Raw genomic sequence first — 14,380 nt, 5'->3', positions numbered from 1 at the left:
TTCGGGTTGATGGGCGGGCAGCAGGCGCTACCGGCCGTTCTCTCGCTCGCTCAGAGCCAGGTTCAGCTTCATGCGCAGCCGATTGCGTGCGGCATGAAAGTTCGTTGCCTTGCGGGCAGCCTCACGATGCTTTTCGAGGTTGCGAAGGCCGATTTCGGTCCCGGAATAGGCCGGGTCGGTGACGATCGACACGTCGAACAGGTCACATTCGTAGACATGTCGCACCGGAATTTCACCCGTCTCATCCCACTCCTGCCGGGTTGCCCTGAAGGCGAAGGACATCTTGTCAAGATCGCCGCGCTGCATCTTCGGAACGATGCGCATGACATCCGGGTCAGCCGCATCAAGTGTGCTGTCCATCTTCAGGCCCTTGTCGTCTTCGGCCAGGATCAGAGTGCCCGACCGCGTGCGCGCCAGCGGCAAGCCATCGTGATTGATCAGGAACGGCACATCGTCGCGGCCGATCGCCGAACGAAAGGCACCGAGATGAATGATCTCCCGGAACCACCCGCCTATGTCGGCGGGCTGGTTGAACACCGCCGCATAACCCGACACTTTGACACCGCCGGCATCGGCACGAATTTCGGCGGGGATGCCGCCGCGAATCTCACGGTCCATCGTCCTGCTTTCCTGTCTCTTCGTTACCGTCGGCGGGGAGGCCATTTCCATCGCCGGCGGCCGGAGCCGGCTTCGTGCCGAGCTTGTCGATCGGCATCATTGCGCCCTGCATGTGCAGCTTGGCGGCCGGTCCGCCGTGGGGCGGACGGTTTTCCATCTCACGGGCTTCGTCCGGGGTAATCTGGCCCGACGAGATCGCGCGGGCGTTGCCTTCCATGCGCGTCTTGAAGTCGCCGCGTAGGATGCCGTCCAGATTCATTTCTGCGTACTGCCGGGTATTCATTCGGCCGAACAGTTTGAGGTTACATTCCTGTTCGAACTGCTTTGCCCACCGCGTCAACACATGCTTGACCAGGTGCAAGTCCTGCTGTTCCGAGTTGTTGAGCGTCGCGTGCGTCAAGTCCTGGAGGAAGATCGGCGGGAGGCCCCAAATCCGCGCGGCCTGTTCGATGCAAAACCGCTGTAGCTCGACGAGCTGAGAATCCTCCGGGTTCGCACCGACGGGCTTCAGGTCATGGCCGCTCGGCAGCGAGATCGCAAGCTTGCGCTTTTCGGCGGCTTCCTTGACCGCCGTCTCCATGTCGGTCGCCGACCGTTCCAGCGAGCCCGGCGACTTGAACGGTCCGGTCAGCACGAACGGCGGCACACCGCCATTCTGGAAAAACTTCGACGCATACTGTGTCGCGGCGATCATGAGACCGATCGCGTCGCGGTTCGCCATGATCGGCGAGCGATGCCGCAGCCCGTCACTTTTCAGCATGAACGCCTGGTCGATGATCTCCGAGGCGACGTAGGTATGCGTCTTCTTTCCATCCCGGTGTTCATAGACTTTGCGCCCGTCCACCCGCTTGACCGTCGTGCGGTCCGGATCGAGCGGCCAGAGGTTCGACACCTTCTGGACTGCATTCTTTTCGATGAAGGTGAAGGCCCGGCCACCCGTGAAGACGCTATCGAAGTGCAGCTTCCGCCAGTCAAACGACGAGGTTTCATCGTTGACCGCGTCGTGCAGGATGGTTGCCAAACCACCGCGGACTTTCTCCCGCCCTCCCTTCGAATCCTTTTTGAACAGGTTGAACGGCGGGTGCGCGAGCGATCCCGAGAGGAAGTTGACGGCCGCCCAGATCGCCGGGACGCCGAGCGCCTTTTCGATGGTGACCGAAATGCCCGTCGCCGAAATGCCTTGCAGGCCAAGGAACTCGACGATCCTGGCGTCGGAGATCGGAACCTTCGGGTCTTCGATGGACGAACGCTTGTCCAGTTCCGCAGCCACGGCGGTGGCTACGGCAGAACCGATGTCCGCCGCGCTTGGTGCGAAAATGCCCATCATGCCGCCTGATATTTGAAGGCCGGATCGTCCCAGGGGGATGTCTCTTCCGTGCCGCCCATCTCATTGTCGGCCGCGCCGACAACCATGGCGACCGTCACCATGCCATCGATGCGACCGCGTGACTTTTTCTTGTCGAAGCAGCGGTTGCTCATGCCGTCGGCATCGAGGATCGCGTTGCCGGCGCACATGTACGTGACTTGCGAACTGTCGATATCGACCGTGTCGGCGAGGATGCGATCTTCCAGCTTTTCGATCGAGCGCGGCATGTTCAGCGCGCGCTCTTCGAAGGTGATGCGCTTGCCCTGCCCGTGCCGGACCAGCTTCAGGCCGAAGCCCTCCGGCTCATCCGGACCCTCGTACTTCCACACCGGGAAGCCGATCGTCTCACACGCGGCGATGAAGTCCTCCATGCCGGCGGGATCGAAGGCCAAAAACTCGACCCCTTCGTTTTCCGCGCAGAACTTTTTCAGCTCCATCGCCACGAAGGTCTTGTCGATCACGGCGCCGGGAACGGCGGTGAAGTCCACCGTAGGATCAGCCGCCCACTCGACATACTTGGCATTGTCGGCGAGCGCCCGGTCCGCAAGCCCTTCCTGCGTCGTCCAGTACCAGGTCTTGACCGCAAGCCGGGCGGCCGGGTCTTTATCCGGTCCAGCCTCCCACGCCGCCGACATAGCGGTGAGGTCGTTCTTCTTCGACAGGTCCAGAGAGAGCCAGCAGCGCCGCTTGCGAAGCGCCTTGTGGTCGACCTTGCGCTGGACCTTCGCCCACGCCTCTTCCTTGATCCAGAAGCCGACCGTGCCGAACGGGACACCGAAATAGAGCCGCTTGACCGAAAAGGCAGTCGACAGCAGTACGCGGGCCGTGTTGACCTCGCCCCGGATGTTCTCGACCGGGAAGGTTATCCCCAGCGCCGGCAGCGCCTTCCGCCAGCAGACTTCGTTGTCGAACACCGTATCGCGGTCAGCCTTGTCGACGCGGCAGATGAAGCCGAACGCCTCATCATCCCTGACCTCGCCGGTGGAGACCCTCTGGTAGAACTCAGAATAGTCGGTCCCGACCAATTGCGTCGAGGCCGGCGTGTTCGTGCCCAAGAGCATGAGCGCATCGCCGGGCATCTTGGCGATGGCCCGCATCCAGGTCTCGATTGCGTCGTTCGCCTTGAACTCGTGAATTTCGTCCGCTGCAACCAGCGTCGGCCGAGGCCCGGAAATCGATTCCCCGTTGGCCAGCGATTGAAATTTGCTCCCGCTGTCAGGGAATTCAATCTTGTGGGCGTTGTCGAATTCGCCCCGGATGATCACCTCGCCGAGGCTTTCGAGCGATTCCGTGTCGCCTTCCTCTGCATCCGGAAGGGTTGCCCGGCACATGGCGACCGCATCCTTGAAGAGGACGTTGGCGGTCTTTTTGTCCTGCCCAATCGAATAGACTTCCGATCGAGCGATGCCATACCAGCCGCCCATATACAGGCCGATCGCGGCCATCCATGGCGACTTCGCCTGGCCCTTTCCGGTCTCGACCCATGCCTTGCGAAACCGCATCCGGCCGCTCGCCAGACGCCACCCGAATAGAGACCCCGTGCAGAACACATGCCACGGCAACAGCCGAAACGGCTGCCCTTCCATAGCGCCGGCCGTGATCGTCAGTACCGAGGGCGGGAAGTTCAGCGCGTGGTCGGCGAGTTCCGGCCGCCAGTGCAAACCCCGCGACGGTCCGTCCCGCAAATCTTTAAGGTGGCGCTCGGCAGCGGCAACGTGATGCTCTCCGGCGACGATCTTGCCAGCCAGGACGCCCGCCGCGTACTGACTGGTCGGATCATTTGGGTATTGATTTGAGATACGCGGCCGACGCCCGGGTCGTTGATCTGCCACGCTGCACCTTTACCGCCTTGCCGCGACGCGTCGGCGAAATACCCAGCTCAGCTTCGAGATAGGTTATCGACTGGTCGGCCTGCCGCATGACGATCCAATGCGGATTATACTGCGGCACTTTCGTCCGCTTTGCCCGGATCACCGGCCCGACTTCCGCGACTTGCTGCGATGCACGCTCATATTGGAACCGGAACTCGACCAGACGCTTGATCGAATGCCCGTTTGCCACCGCCAGCGTGCCCGCAGACCGCAATTCGCCTACGACGTTGATCCAATGTTCGCGTGCCAGGGCGACGTCCATGCCGTCGGAGAAGATCTTGCTCCAATCCGGCTCCGGTGGCGTTCCATCGCCGCCATCGATCACGGTCATCGTCATCCGCCGAGTTCCTTTGCGATGCGGCGCATCTCAGTCCCGCATTTCATCGAGACCGCCAGCCACGGGCTTTCGACGGGGAAGCCATTGGGGCCGGCGACCAGTTCGCCATGCTCCCGGAGCTTGTCGTCCGCCTTCGCCTTCCGTTCGAACAGCCGGCAATAGTCGATCAGCGCGTCGGTCTCAGACCCTTCGCAATCGCGGCCCCATGACTTTTTCACTTCGGCGAGCTTTGCCTTGCCGATCTCGCCGAGGTCATCGCTCATAGGAGGAGGTCCGTTCCCTTGGTGACTTCGAAGAAAGACGACTTGCGACCCTCGCCGAGCGCGCCGAATTCAGCACGGCGAACCGCCGGCTTTTCGCCGAACCCATCGCCCGGTCCCTGCACCGCGAACACTTCCGAGACGAGGCCGCTATACGCATCGAACAGGTCCGGATCGTCGGCGATCCAGAAGTTTTCGAGTCGCTTATTCTGATTGAGGTTCATGCTCGACTGGACGACCACGCGCCACCCGTCCGCCTTCATAAGCACGAACTTCGCGTGCGACGCCGTCGTTCGGATGCAGTCGTCGCCGAAGGTTTCGCGGAGCTGCGCGCAGAAGGCCGGCTGCCGGGTTTCAAACGAATAGTCGACCAGCCATGTGACCGACAGCAACGCTTGCCGCTTCATCCAGGCTTCGATTCTCGACATATCGGCGGTCGCCGCCGTCCAGGTCGCGATTGTCGCGTGCGCCGGCCCGGTCCAGTGCCCCGCCGCCTCGATCAGGTCGATGAAACTGAATTGACCTTTATTGAAGCCGAAGCACTCACGGCCTTGACCCCAGCCCGCATCGCGAAGCGCATGCAAGGCCGTCTCGCCGCCGAATGCCCGCGTCACAGTCCGCTTGGTCACCGGACGCGAAACCCCATACTTTCCGCGCACCACTTTTTCCATGTCGTCACCCCGAAAAACCTAGTGAAAACATAGCATTAAACGGTTTCCGATGCACCTCTTTTCGGAAACCCCCCTCTTCAAAATTGCTCTTGGTGCACAGGCAGGGGACACACGGGTCCGGGAAACGAAGCCGTATTGCGGTCGACCCTCCCCCTCCCGTCTACCCGCCACAAATGTTGGGTGCTAAAGGTCGCGCGTGTTTACGGGCATCTTGGGGGCTGACGTGGCGCGCGCCGATTTCTTCAAAAAGGTCGAGGTTGCACTGTCGATATGCAACGTCGTTGTCATTCCTCTCGTTGGAATATTGATTACCCTTACGGTTCGATCCGAGATTGAAAGGTAAACCAACGCTTGGGTGAAACGGAATTAGCCTTCCGAACCCTGACAGATCAGGTACGGGCAAGGACCATGCAGTCCGAGGAGTTCTCCGCTCGGGAGCAAGTGGTGGTGCTTATTGAGCGGTCGCATCCAACGGTCGAAGATCGCGTGGAGGTTGGACCAAATGAGGTTCTGTTCACGCTTAAGAATTCGTCGCAGATACCGTTGGATTGCGGACCCGCCACAATACGACTCACGCCGAAAAGAAATGAACCAAGCGACTCAAATCCGGACAGCTTGAATGAGAGCCGTGCACATTGGGGCACTATAGCCCCCGGCGGCTTCACGCAAACGCGGTATACCTATGGTTCCGCTCAAGCGGGATGGTGGTGGTATTTTGGAGGCTCTTGCAAGGCTCTTAATTTCCGCTCTCAAATGCTGGTCGAAATGGCGAAAACCGTCGGACTAGAACTCCCGGAAAACTATTTCGAGACAACCTACGGGGCCTATCATCGAGCTCAATAAACCGGTCCGTGGTAGCGGTTCTATCCGTTGACCACGCATAGCTGCGCGGCACCGTTCGGTCATCTATTCCAAGGATGACCGGGATCAAGCGGTCGACCATTGATGTCTGACCCTATGACGTAGCCGCGCGCTTCCTCGCGCTGGATCAGCGTGTCGTGGTCGAGCTTGCAGACTGTCTCGACGTTGTCCAGGTCGAAGAACAGTTTCGGGTCGCCCCGATGCTTGATTTTGTGGTGCGCGACAGCGGCTTGCGGATGATGCCGATTGCCCTCGATGACGATGCACTTGCAGCGCTGACAGGTGAACAAGTCTCGGACGAAGGCTTGCCGACGGACGCCGTGCTCGCCGCACCAACGGGGATCTTTGTAGAGTGCGCGGTAGGCCGCGGCTTCAGGGCTACGGGGATGCGGACGGTGGGCTCGTGACTTGTGGGGCATGGGCGGCGATGCGATGCTCAGCCTATTGGCAAGGGGGGATGCCGTGTTCAAACGCCGCCGGCTAGCTGGAGCCGCTTTCCTGCCACTCTTCGGAATTCTTTTGGCAGGTTGTATGTCTGACTACGCCAACGATGATGCAGGCTCATGGGTACCTATTGGTACTGCTGAGCGTGAAACTCGTCAGATGAAAGCGAATGCAATGAGGCCGGCTGCGATCAACTGCCGCCTGGACTACGGGCCTCCAGGACCTCCGACGCATCTGGTTAAGATCAAGTGGGTTCCAAACAAACCGCGAGTTGATTGGATGTGGGCTGTCGGAGACTCGGTCTATATGGGTGAGAGAGCCCGCTTGGCGAAGCGAGTTGGCTCCCGGAAGATTTCGTCGGCGTTCTACGGCGGCATCAACAACCGGACCAGCATCTGCACGATTTGGTACGCTCCACCGCTGCGCCGACCCGGTCAATGAAGTTCCACCTGTGAAGCCCATCGCCACAAACATCGAACCCATCAGAAAACTGGTCGACGGGATCAAACCGAAGATGCATCCCGGCGACTACTCCGCCGATCTGGTGAACATCGTCTACTATGCGCTCGCTGAGGCGGAGCGACTCAGCCGCATCACCGGTAACAATCGCACCCTCGTCGATATGGTGCGCGAGATCGAGAGCCTGGCGTCAACACATGTCCCCAGGGGACCACACATCAACTAATCGCACCGCTTAATCTGGGCGCGGGAGGACGATTCGAACCATGACATCAGAAGATTTCAGAACATGGCGCAAGCACATGGGTTTCAGCCAGACCAAGGCCGCTGAGACGATCGGCGTGTCGCGCGGCTCCGTTGAGAACTACGAGCGCGGTTCCCGCCGTGAAGATGACCGTGCTGTCGAGATACCGAAGACTGTTGCTCTCGCCTGCATCGCCGCTTTCTACGGGCTGGACCACCTTGCAGATGAAGAAATGGTTTGGAACGGGGCCAAGATCAGGCCGAAGGACTAGACCTCTTTCGTCCGGCATCGTCGCCTTGTGCGAGCCGAATAGCGTTCAGAGCACCCTGCACGTTCGGCCAGGCATCAAATTCACCCGACCGGATCATCTTCGCCACGGTCGGGTTGACCTGTGCGAGCGCGGCGGCTTCCGGCGCGATTTCGATGTCAGTCATGTCTGCTTTCTGGACATGCAAACCCATTGCGCCCGTGCAGATTTGCCGGGCTGGGTTCGCTTCGCTGGAAGTGCCCTAAAGGCCCCCAATCGGTCAAGCGTGATCGTCCGCGAGCACATATAAGCGATTTGCAAGAATCGCGCAACGGCTTCGTGCGGCTGTGCACAAATGCGCTATCACGCAGCGTTCGGCTTCTCTTCGCCGAGTTGTCCGATCTCCAGATCGACCACCACCAGGCGCCCGAAGATTTTCACCAGCGCCTTGACGCGGTTCTCGTGCGTCATCTCTTCGATTTCCGTGACGAAGCTGGCGAACGGCCCGTCATCGATCATGAACCGCTTGCCCGGCGCAAAGCGCTTTTCCAGTCGCTGCCGATCGGTTTCGCCGCGCACGCGCCGCCCCGCCGTCGTCTCGTCATAGGTGCTCGCGAATTCCTCCGACATCATAACCTCGACCACCTTGGACGGGATCAGCAGCGGCTTGTCGCTATCGCCGAGCGGGCCGAGGACGCCCTTGATGCCGCGAACCTCCGACCAGTCGTCGACCGCCTTCCCAGGCCGAGGATGGACGATGAACAGATATCCGGGCATCAACGGTTCGGACCATTCGGCCATGACCCGTTTCTGCCGATTCCATTTGTCCAGCCGGCGGCGCGGCACATAGGCGTCATAGCCGAGCGCCTTGAGGTCTGCGAACACCAGATCGGTTGTGCCGGCGCGCAAGCTCAGATCAAACGTCGTCATCATGCGCAGGACGAACCAGCGACGGTCCGCCACCGTGATCGTAGCGCAGCCGGGAATTGTGATCTTCATGCGTTTTTGGCCTCTTGAAAACTGAAAACTTTGACCGCAAATTTTTGCCACGCCGCAATCAAGCGGCGCGCCCGTGCCGGGTCACCGGCCCAAGAGACAAGGAGGTCAAAGTGCTCGCGAACGATTTCGAAAAGCCCATCCGTGTTTTCGTCGGACTTGGCTTTCCCCGTCAGTTGAACAGCGTCGTCGACGCGTACCAATTCCTGCTCGATTATCCCGGCGACTGTCCCGAGCAGCGGGCAGCAACCCGCGCCTGTAAGGCCGCACTTCTCGGCGACATCGAAGCTAAAACCGCACGGGGTGTTTTCGCTGCGTTTGCCCGGAAGAAGGACATCCTGATCGAGGATGACTTCGTTCCGCCGGCTGTTTTGAGCGGTCGTGCTAGCCACGCCTGAGAGTCTCGTAAAGTACATCAAGCCGGCCTCCGTTCATCGAGCGCCGACCGTCCCGGCTCAGGATCGCCCATCACGGCGGCTGTGACGTTGCGCTGCGGCGAGGCCGGCGCGAACGGAACGATGGTTCGGTGCTTCGTGGCCGTGGGTCCGGCGGCGACCTGCGGCGCACCAATGGGTTTTTCCGAAACCCTTACCGGGTCCGATCGCGACCCGGTTTCAGAACTTGGGTTTTCCGGCAACCCATGTTGGCGACCTCGACGCTTCCGGCACTTGCGGAACCACGCGCTGCCGAGGGCCTTCCAGAACGGCACGCGATGCGTCTTCGCCGACAGCCGCGCCTCATCCTCGATCAGCGCCTCAATGCCGTCATCGATGGCGTCGACCAGATCGTCAGAGGCAATCTGCTCACAGAACTCCTTGTCGTAGAGCAGCATATCGACCGCCTTGATGTGGTGCGCGGCGATCGGCGCCAGACCCGTCATGCGTAGCAACGAGAGCGCGGCGACCGCGCCGTTTTCGCCACGCCGGCCGATAAGCTGGCCTATGGCGGTGATCGCGATTGTCTGCCGTTCCTTGAACCGGCCGCTGCCAGGCGTGCCGCGCAGCAGTTCAACGCCGGCACGCTGGCAAGTCCGCTCAATGGCGACGGCATCATCTTTGCCGGCCGCGACCGCCGCGACGTGCAACTGGAGCGGCGTGACGTTGAGTCGATCGCGGTTGATGCCGATGAAGGCATCCGCTTGCGCCTCGACCGTCATGGGCGCTTCGACGATCGCCACCGGGATCGTGTCGATATCCGGATGTGACGCGCAGGCTATCGCGGTGTGCTGCCCGTCCAGGACGAACAGGACCGTCTCCCCGGCGAAGTTCGAGCCATAGGCGCACGTCGGCAGTTTGAATTTCGACCAGTCGAACGCCTCGATGATGTTCCTGATTTGCCGAAGGCCGCGCTCACCGATCGACCGCTGATAGGCCGGATCGACATAGAGCGAGCGCGGATTGACGTATTCGACGATCGGTATGCCCGTCGTCGGCTTGTGCGGCTTCAGGCCGGAGATCGACACCGGCTCTATGCGGCGGATAGGATTCGCTGGCGTGGTCATCAGAACGGTAGCTCCACGTCATCGGTGCGGCCAATGGACATGGAATTTGCAGCTATGCGCCCTCGCTCGTAAGCCACCTCTTCGAGGACACGCACGTAGCTCGTTGCTTCCGAGGAACCACGCTCAATCCAGTTGCTGATGATCTCCGCCGCGCGATCCCAATCTTCCGCCGGCATCGCTATCAGCGTATCGACTAGCTGGCCCTGCGCTTTGCCCGCCTCTACAAGGTATGTCGAGATCGCATTTTCGAAGTTCCATGTTGGGTTGTGTTCCCGAGCCGCGATCTCAATGTCGATCATTTCGGCCAAGAACTTTTGGCCGGGTGCGATGTCTGCATGGGGAGTTTCGAATTCGCTGCGAATGAAGCCGCGAAGCCGCGCCAACGTTCCCGCCGACATTTTTGCAAGGTAGCCCTCTGCCATCCTTTCCAGCTTGTGGGCTTCGTTGCAGAAGTCGACGATGTCTTGTTCCATCATGCTGATCTCCTTTCAATCGCGCGCCGATAATCGGCTGCCGCCTGTTTCAAGACGGCGTGTTCGTGCCGCCGTATCTCTATTTCCCAATCCGGACGTTTGGCCTTGCCGCCCTCGAAATCGGCCAGCCAGGTCGCTTTCGACCAAAGCAGCTTTTCCAGCTCTTCGGCCATTTCGGCATGCGTGAAACGGGAGTCAGACTGCATCTTCGAACCTCCCGCTCTGGAGGTTGAGATTGACGTGCAGCTTGCAGGGGTGGCCGAGTTCTTCGAACCGGGTTTTCTTGTGGTAGATCACCGCGTCGGTGCAGCGCTGGCCCTGATCGAACAGTTTCGGGCGATGCACGACGAAACCCTGATCGACCCGGTTATCCCAATGCTTGGAACCGGCGATATCGTCGAGTTCCGGCGCGCTACCCTTGCGCGGCCCGTCCATCTTCGCCGGATGCGCGAGCACCTGAAAATGGACGCCCATGTCCTGCGCGAACTTGTAGATCGCGGTCAGGCAGCGGCCAATGTATTCGGTTTCGGTCTCACGATGGTCGCGGCTGCTTTCCAGCCGGTTCCACGGATCGAGCTGGATAACCTTCGCGCCGTGGCGCACGACGGCGACTTCGGCCATGTCGAGCAACCAGTCGAGCGTCGGCTTCTGATCCGGATGGACCATGAAGCGGTAATGATCGTTGATCCAATGATCGGCGCGGGATTTCTCTTCCGCCGACATTTCGACTTCACGCCGACCGCTGTGCAGCGTCCGCAGGATGCGCCGGTAATGCGGCTTCGCCCGCGTTTCGAATGTCGCCACCGCCACGACCAGCCCGTACATGTCGGCGATGTCCGCCCAGACTTGCGCCATCAACGCAGTCTTGCCGTGGCCCGGATGCCCCGTGACAACGCTCATGGTCGACGGCGCGAGCAGGATTTTCCCATTCCAGCCCGGAAGCTTCGGAACCGTCCAAGGACGGATCGGCGTCATCTCCGGCAGTTCCGACAGTGCGAAGAGCCCGTCGACCGGCCACGGCTGCGCACCGAACTGGACGCGATCCAGGAGATCGTCAGCGCCGTCCGTGCGCAGCATGTCGTTGGCGTCTTTGCAGCCGTCCGGCCAGCCGATGAACCAGAACTTGGCGGGGCCGAAGAGCTTCGCCATGTCCTGCCGCAGCGCATAGCCGGTTTCGTCCGCGTCGCCGCACCAGATGAAACGCTTGTGCTTGCCGAGACCGAGCTTGAACGCTTCCTCGACATAGCCGTATCCGGCCGGCTTCTCGTCTTCAGGCTTTTCCTCGCCGTCGTCGCGGTGACGATCTCGACCGCCGTTCGGAACAGACATCACATAATCGATCGAAATGCCGGCCTGGACGAGCGCGGCCATGTCCCATTCGCCTTCGACGATGTAGACATCGCCCGGCGGCGCGGCGAGCACCCGGTCAAGGTTCAGGAAGCAAAGCTTGCCGCCCTTCTGCCCGATGAAATCCTTCTCCGGATAGGCACACGCCTTCCAGTTCACGACCTTCCCGTCGAGCATGTAGGGGAAGAAGATCGCCGAGCTTTTGCGTTCGAGCCTACGAGGGAAGTATGCCGTACCGGAGGCGGCGCCGAGCAGCGCCAAAGTCTCCGCGTCGATCTTCCTGACCTTTTCCGCGAAGGCCAGCGCGTCCGCCGTCAGCTTGCCCGGCGCGAACCCCGCCGCTGTGCCCGCAGTGGTGGCAGAAGAACGTTGCCCCGTCGCGCTCGACCTTGACGGCGAGGCATCGGTCCCGTTTTTTCTTCCGCCGGGGAGAGCAGGCCGGGCAGGTTGTCCGGTGTTCGCCGAGCCGATCGGGGACGTTGATTCCGAGTTCTCGTAGCTCACGCATCACATCCCGACTTGCTGCTTCTGGTCATCGTAGAGCCCGCCGCAAAATCGCCAGCGGCCGTCTTCGCGGTCGACCGGGTACCCTGCCGCGCGAGCTTCCAAGACCCACGCCGGAATTCCGCCGGTCCCGGCAGGTCCGTTCGCCTTTTCCAGATTGTTGATGACCTTCCCGAGGTAGGCCCGAGGCACCTTCGCTAGCCTCGCACTTTCCAGAGCACCTATCGCCGACGTGAAGTCGCCGCCGTACAGGGTCGCCAGCTTCCCGAGCACCGTCCGCCCGATGCCCTTGGCTTCCATTTCGGCAGCCATCGACCAGAACCGATCTTCCGCTGACCCGTTGCCGCTCCCGACTGGCGCGTCGATTGACTTCGCCGATTCGGTTGCTGGCTTGGTTTTTGATGATCGTCGCGTGGATGATTGAGCTTTAGCGAAATCATCTTCTGATAGGTTGGTGGTTGGTGGTTGGTGGTTAGCTTCCGCAGAAAAAGAACCGTTTGGTTCGTGTTTTTGTTGAAAACGTTTGCCTTTTTTCGCTGGTCGCCCACCGTTTGAACCGTTTTCGATTGCAGTTTGAATACGGTTTAGACTCTTTTCGACTTCACTTTGCGCACGTTTCTGGAACAGTTTGCCGTCGTCGCCCCGGTGGATTTTGCCGCGCTCCAGAAGACGTTCGACGGTCCGTCGGATATCGGCGGGACGCATGCGACACAGGCCGGCAAGCCTCCGATCGTTCTGTTCGATCGCGCCTCCTTCCGACATTATCAGCGAGCAGATCATCCAATAGACACCCTGTTCCACCGCATCCAGGGCGCCGCCTACTCCCGCTATGTACTCATCAGGGTAGTAGTCGACGCGCCGCGCCTTTGCCTTCACGCCGAGCCTCCAAACGGTAGGATCGTCGCCGAAGGTGTCGGCACTGCCGTCAGCTTGCTATTGCCGCCGAGGTAGAGGTTCTGAAAGCGAACCCACGCCTGTGCCGTGTCGTGGCAGTCGGCGAAGGACATCGTGGTGTCGGATTTCGCCTTGCAGCGTCGCCACGCTTCCCAGGCATCGAGCGCGGCCTGTATCTCTTCGTCGCGCCTCATGCCGCGCGCCTCCTGCCCGCCAGCACCGTCGCGAGTCGAGCGGCATCGGCTTTGTAAGCCGCGTGGACGCGGGCTTGCTCCTCTCTCAGCCGCACCGCCCGTTCGGACTGGTCGCCGTCGCGGTCAGCAATGTTGATCTGGACATGCCGCCACCAAGGTCCACCTTCGACCACGAGGTGATTGCTCTTGCCGCCCGGCTCCAGTCGTTCACGAATGCTCTTCGGCGTCGCGATCAGCCAAGCCATGTGCCGGAGGCGTGGATCATTCGTCCGGTAGTATTGATGCACGTCGGCTTTCAACCGCGCTGTGCCATACGACATGACGCTGTAGCGGTTGAAAAACACCAGCGTGCCGCCGGCTGTTTCAGCTTTCCACCAAGTCCAATCCAGCCGCGCGCAGGTCCTTTTCGCAGCGCGGATGAGAGAGACCCGATGTTTCTTCTCGACGCGATTGACGCCGTGGAAGACACGGTCGACCAAATCTTCCACGGAGAAGGCGTCGTCAAGTTCAGCTTCAAAGACGGCGGCCACGGCCCGTTCGATGCGTCCAAGTCCCCGGCTCATAAGTGTTTCCATCCCGCAAACGTTGTCGGCATGGAAACATTTATCGGATGCGCCTCGCGTGCACGCGCGTGTTGCGCGCCCCGCGCGAGCGCATGGCGGCGCAGATCGGCAATGGCGTCGAGCAGATGACGGGCCGAGGTGGAAAGTCCGGTCGCCGGATCAACCACGATCCATGTGCCGTCTTCGGTACAGGTGCGGCGGAACCGGCGGATCATGCTGCGCGGGTACCGATTTTCATCTGAAGCCCGAGGCGGGCGGCGATCGGTGCCACCGGAACCACGATCTTCCCGCCTATCTTGATGGTTTCGAAGTCGCCACGTTTGGCGGCCTCGTAGGACGCGTTTCGCGCCAATCCGAAAAACACGTGGCCTGCCGTCTGAACTGGCAGGGTCGCATGGGTGAGGGCTTCATCTACCGTCAAAGCAAGTAGTCCCGTTTAATGTGTAACTTACACACGCTAGCATGAATTTTCTTGCGTGCAACGGTTTCGTGTGTAATTTTCACATCATTCGGAAAGGAAGGGACGCAAC

21 protein-coding genes are annotated in these 14,380 nt (G+C 60.7%); 4 read left to right on the top strand and 17 right to left on the bottom strand.

Going from position 1 to position 14,380, the window contains the following annotated elements:
* Positions 1-27: 27 nt before the first annotated feature.
* The 6 genes from ACH196_RS10515 to ACH196_RS10490 are packed head-to-tail and all read right to left on the bottom strand — an operon-like array spanning position 28 to position 5,123.
* Positions 28-618: an HK97 family phage prohead protease gene (locus ACH196_RS10515; protein ID WP_396646839.1), complete on the bottom strand. Its 591-nt coding sequence runs from the start codon at positions 616-618 to the stop codon at positions 28-30.
* Positions 608-1,942: a phage portal protein gene (locus ACH196_RS10510; RefSeq protein WP_396646838.1), complete on the bottom strand. Its 1,335-nt coding sequence runs from the start codon at positions 1,940-1,942 to the stop codon at positions 608-610. Before ACH196_RS10510 ends, ACH196_RS10515 begins: the two co-directional genes overlap by 11 nt.
* Positions 1,942-3,816 (bottom strand): terminase large subunit, encoded by a 1,875-nt coding sequence (locus ACH196_RS10505; protein ID WP_396646837.1) that lies wholly within the window; start codon positions 3,814-3,816, stop codon positions 1,942-1,944. Before ACH196_RS10505 ends, ACH196_RS10510 begins: the two co-directional genes overlap by 1 nt.
* On the bottom strand, positions 3,761-4,186 hold the full coding sequence (locus tag ACH196_RS10500; protein WP_396646962.1) for a P27 family phage terminase small subunit: 426 nt from the start codon (positions 4,184-4,186) through the stop codon (positions 3,761-3,763). Before ACH196_RS10500 ends, ACH196_RS10505 begins: the two co-directional genes overlap by 56 nt.
* Positions 4,187-4,188: 2 nt before the next feature.
* Positions 4,189-4,455: a P27 family phage terminase small subunit gene (locus tag ACH196_RS10495; RefSeq protein WP_396646836.1), complete on the bottom strand. Its 267-nt coding sequence runs from the start codon at positions 4,453-4,455 to the stop codon at positions 4,189-4,191.
* Complete coding sequence (locus tag ACH196_RS10490) at positions 4,452-5,123, bottom strand: hypothetical protein (RefSeq protein WP_396646835.1); 672 nt, start codon at positions 5,121-5,123, stop codon at positions 4,452-4,454. Before ACH196_RS10490 ends, ACH196_RS10495 begins: the two co-directional genes overlap by 4 nt.
* Positions 5,124-6,121: 998 nt before the next feature.
* On the opposite strand from ACH196_RS10490, the gene ACH196_RS10485 reads away from it, so the two are divergent.
* The 3 genes from ACH196_RS10485 to ACH196_RS10475 all read left to right on the top strand — a co-directional run bounded on the left by ACH196_RS10485 (position 6,122) and on the right by ACH196_RS10475 (position 7,402).
* Positions 6,122-6,391 (top strand): hypothetical protein, encoded by a 270-nt coding sequence (locus tag ACH196_RS10485; protein WP_396646834.1) that lies wholly within the window; start codon positions 6,122-6,124, stop codon positions 6,389-6,391.
* Positions 6,392-6,879: 488 nt separating this feature from the next.
* Positions 6,880-7,113 carry a hypothetical protein gene (locus ACH196_RS10480; RefSeq protein WP_396646833.1) on the top strand — a complete coding sequence of 78 codons (234 nt, stop codon included), beginning with the start codon at positions 6,880-6,882 and terminating at the stop codon, positions 7,111-7,113.
* A 40-nt stretch (positions 7,114-7,153) separates the two neighbouring features.
* Positions 7,154-7,402, top strand: a complete 249-nt coding sequence (locus ACH196_RS10475) for a helix-turn-helix domain-containing protein (protein WP_396646832.1) — start codon at positions 7,154-7,156, stop codon at positions 7,400-7,402.
* Here the strand turns inward: ACH196_RS10475 and ACH196_RS10470 are convergent.
* The gene (locus ACH196_RS10470) at positions 7,386-7,565 is read right to left on the bottom strand and encodes a hypothetical protein (protein WP_396646831.1); all 180 of its coding nucleotides are present in this window, start codon (positions 7,563-7,565) and stop codon (positions 7,386-7,388) included. The two genes, ACH196_RS10475 and ACH196_RS10470, sit on opposite strands and share 17 nt — an antisense overlap.
* A gap of 176 nt (positions 7,566-7,741) precedes the next feature.
* On the bottom strand, positions 7,742-8,377 hold the full coding sequence (locus tag ACH196_RS10465) for a transcription termination/antitermination protein NusG (RefSeq protein ID WP_396646830.1): 636 nt from the start codon (positions 8,375-8,377) through the stop codon (positions 7,742-7,744).
* Between the two features lie 14 nt (positions 8,378-8,391).
* On the opposite strand from ACH196_RS10465, the gene ACH196_RS10460 reads away from it, so the two are divergent.
* Entirely contained in the window at positions 8,392-8,772 is a 381-nt protein-coding gene (locus tag ACH196_RS10460) for a DUF982 domain-containing protein (protein WP_396646829.1), read from the top strand.
* A gap of 17 nt (positions 8,773-8,789) precedes the next feature.
* Here the strand turns inward: ACH196_RS10460 and ACH196_RS10455 are convergent, their stop codons facing one another.
* Genes ACH196_RS10455 through ACH196_RS10415 form a run of 9 tightly spaced genes read right to left on the bottom strand, consistent with a single transcriptional unit; the run spans position 8,790 to position 14,271 of the window.
* Positions 8,790-9,836, bottom strand: coding sequence for a hypothetical protein (locus ACH196_RS10455; protein ID WP_396646828.1), 1,047 nt, complete (start codon positions 9,834-9,836; stop codon positions 8,790-8,792).
* A gap of 38 nt (positions 9,837-9,874) precedes the next feature.
* The gene (locus tag ACH196_RS10450) at positions 9,875-10,351 is read right to left on the bottom strand and encodes a hypothetical protein (RefSeq protein ID WP_396646827.1); all 477 of its coding nucleotides are present in this window, start codon (positions 10,349-10,351) and stop codon (positions 9,875-9,877) included.
* Positions 10,348-10,521 (bottom strand): hypothetical protein, encoded by a 174-nt coding sequence (locus tag ACH196_RS10445; protein WP_396646826.1) that lies wholly within the window; start codon positions 10,519-10,521, stop codon positions 10,348-10,350. Before ACH196_RS10445 ends, ACH196_RS10450 begins: the two co-directional genes overlap by 4 nt.
* Positions 10,522-10,543: 22 nt before the next feature.
* Positions 10,544-12,199, bottom strand: a complete 1,656-nt coding sequence (locus tag ACH196_RS10440) for an AAA family ATPase (RefSeq protein ID WP_396646825.1) — start codon at positions 12,197-12,199, stop codon at positions 10,544-10,546.
* Between the two features lie 3 nt (positions 12,200-12,202).
* A complete protein-coding gene (locus ACH196_RS10435) occupies positions 12,203-13,075 on the bottom strand; it encodes a DUF1376 domain-containing protein (RefSeq protein WP_396646824.1) in 873 nt (290 codons plus the stop codon).
* Positions 13,072-13,287: a hypothetical protein gene (locus ACH196_RS10430; RefSeq protein ID WP_396646823.1), complete on the bottom strand. Its 216-nt coding sequence runs from the start codon at positions 13,285-13,287 to the stop codon at positions 13,072-13,074. The genes ACH196_RS10435 and ACH196_RS10430 overlap by 4 nt, the downstream gene beginning before the upstream one ends.
* The gene (locus tag ACH196_RS10425) at positions 13,284-13,817 is read right to left on the bottom strand and encodes a hypothetical protein (RefSeq protein ID WP_396646822.1); all 534 of its coding nucleotides are present in this window, start codon (positions 13,815-13,817) and stop codon (positions 13,284-13,286) included. Before ACH196_RS10425 ends, ACH196_RS10430 begins: the two co-directional genes overlap by 4 nt.
* A 29-nt stretch (positions 13,818-13,846) precedes the next feature.
* Complete coding sequence (locus ACH196_RS10420) at positions 13,847-14,065, bottom strand: hypothetical protein (RefSeq protein WP_396646821.1); 219 nt, start codon at positions 14,063-14,065, stop codon at positions 13,847-13,849.
* Positions 14,062-14,271, bottom strand: coding sequence for a DNA-binding protein (locus tag ACH196_RS10415; RefSeq protein WP_396646820.1), 210 nt, complete (start codon positions 14,269-14,271; stop codon positions 14,062-14,064). The genes ACH196_RS10420 and ACH196_RS10415 overlap by 4 nt, the downstream gene beginning before the upstream one ends.
* Positions 14,272-14,380 lie beyond the last annotated feature (109 nt).

The sequence above is a fragment of the Mesorhizobium sp. IMUNJ 23232 genome, assembly GCF_044326205.1.
GTDB lineage: Bacteria > Pseudomonadota > Alphaproteobacteria > Rhizobiales > Rhizobiaceae > Kumtagia.
Note: the sequence above shows the minus strand (reverse complement) of the source record. Positions and strands in the feature narration are given on the sequence as shown.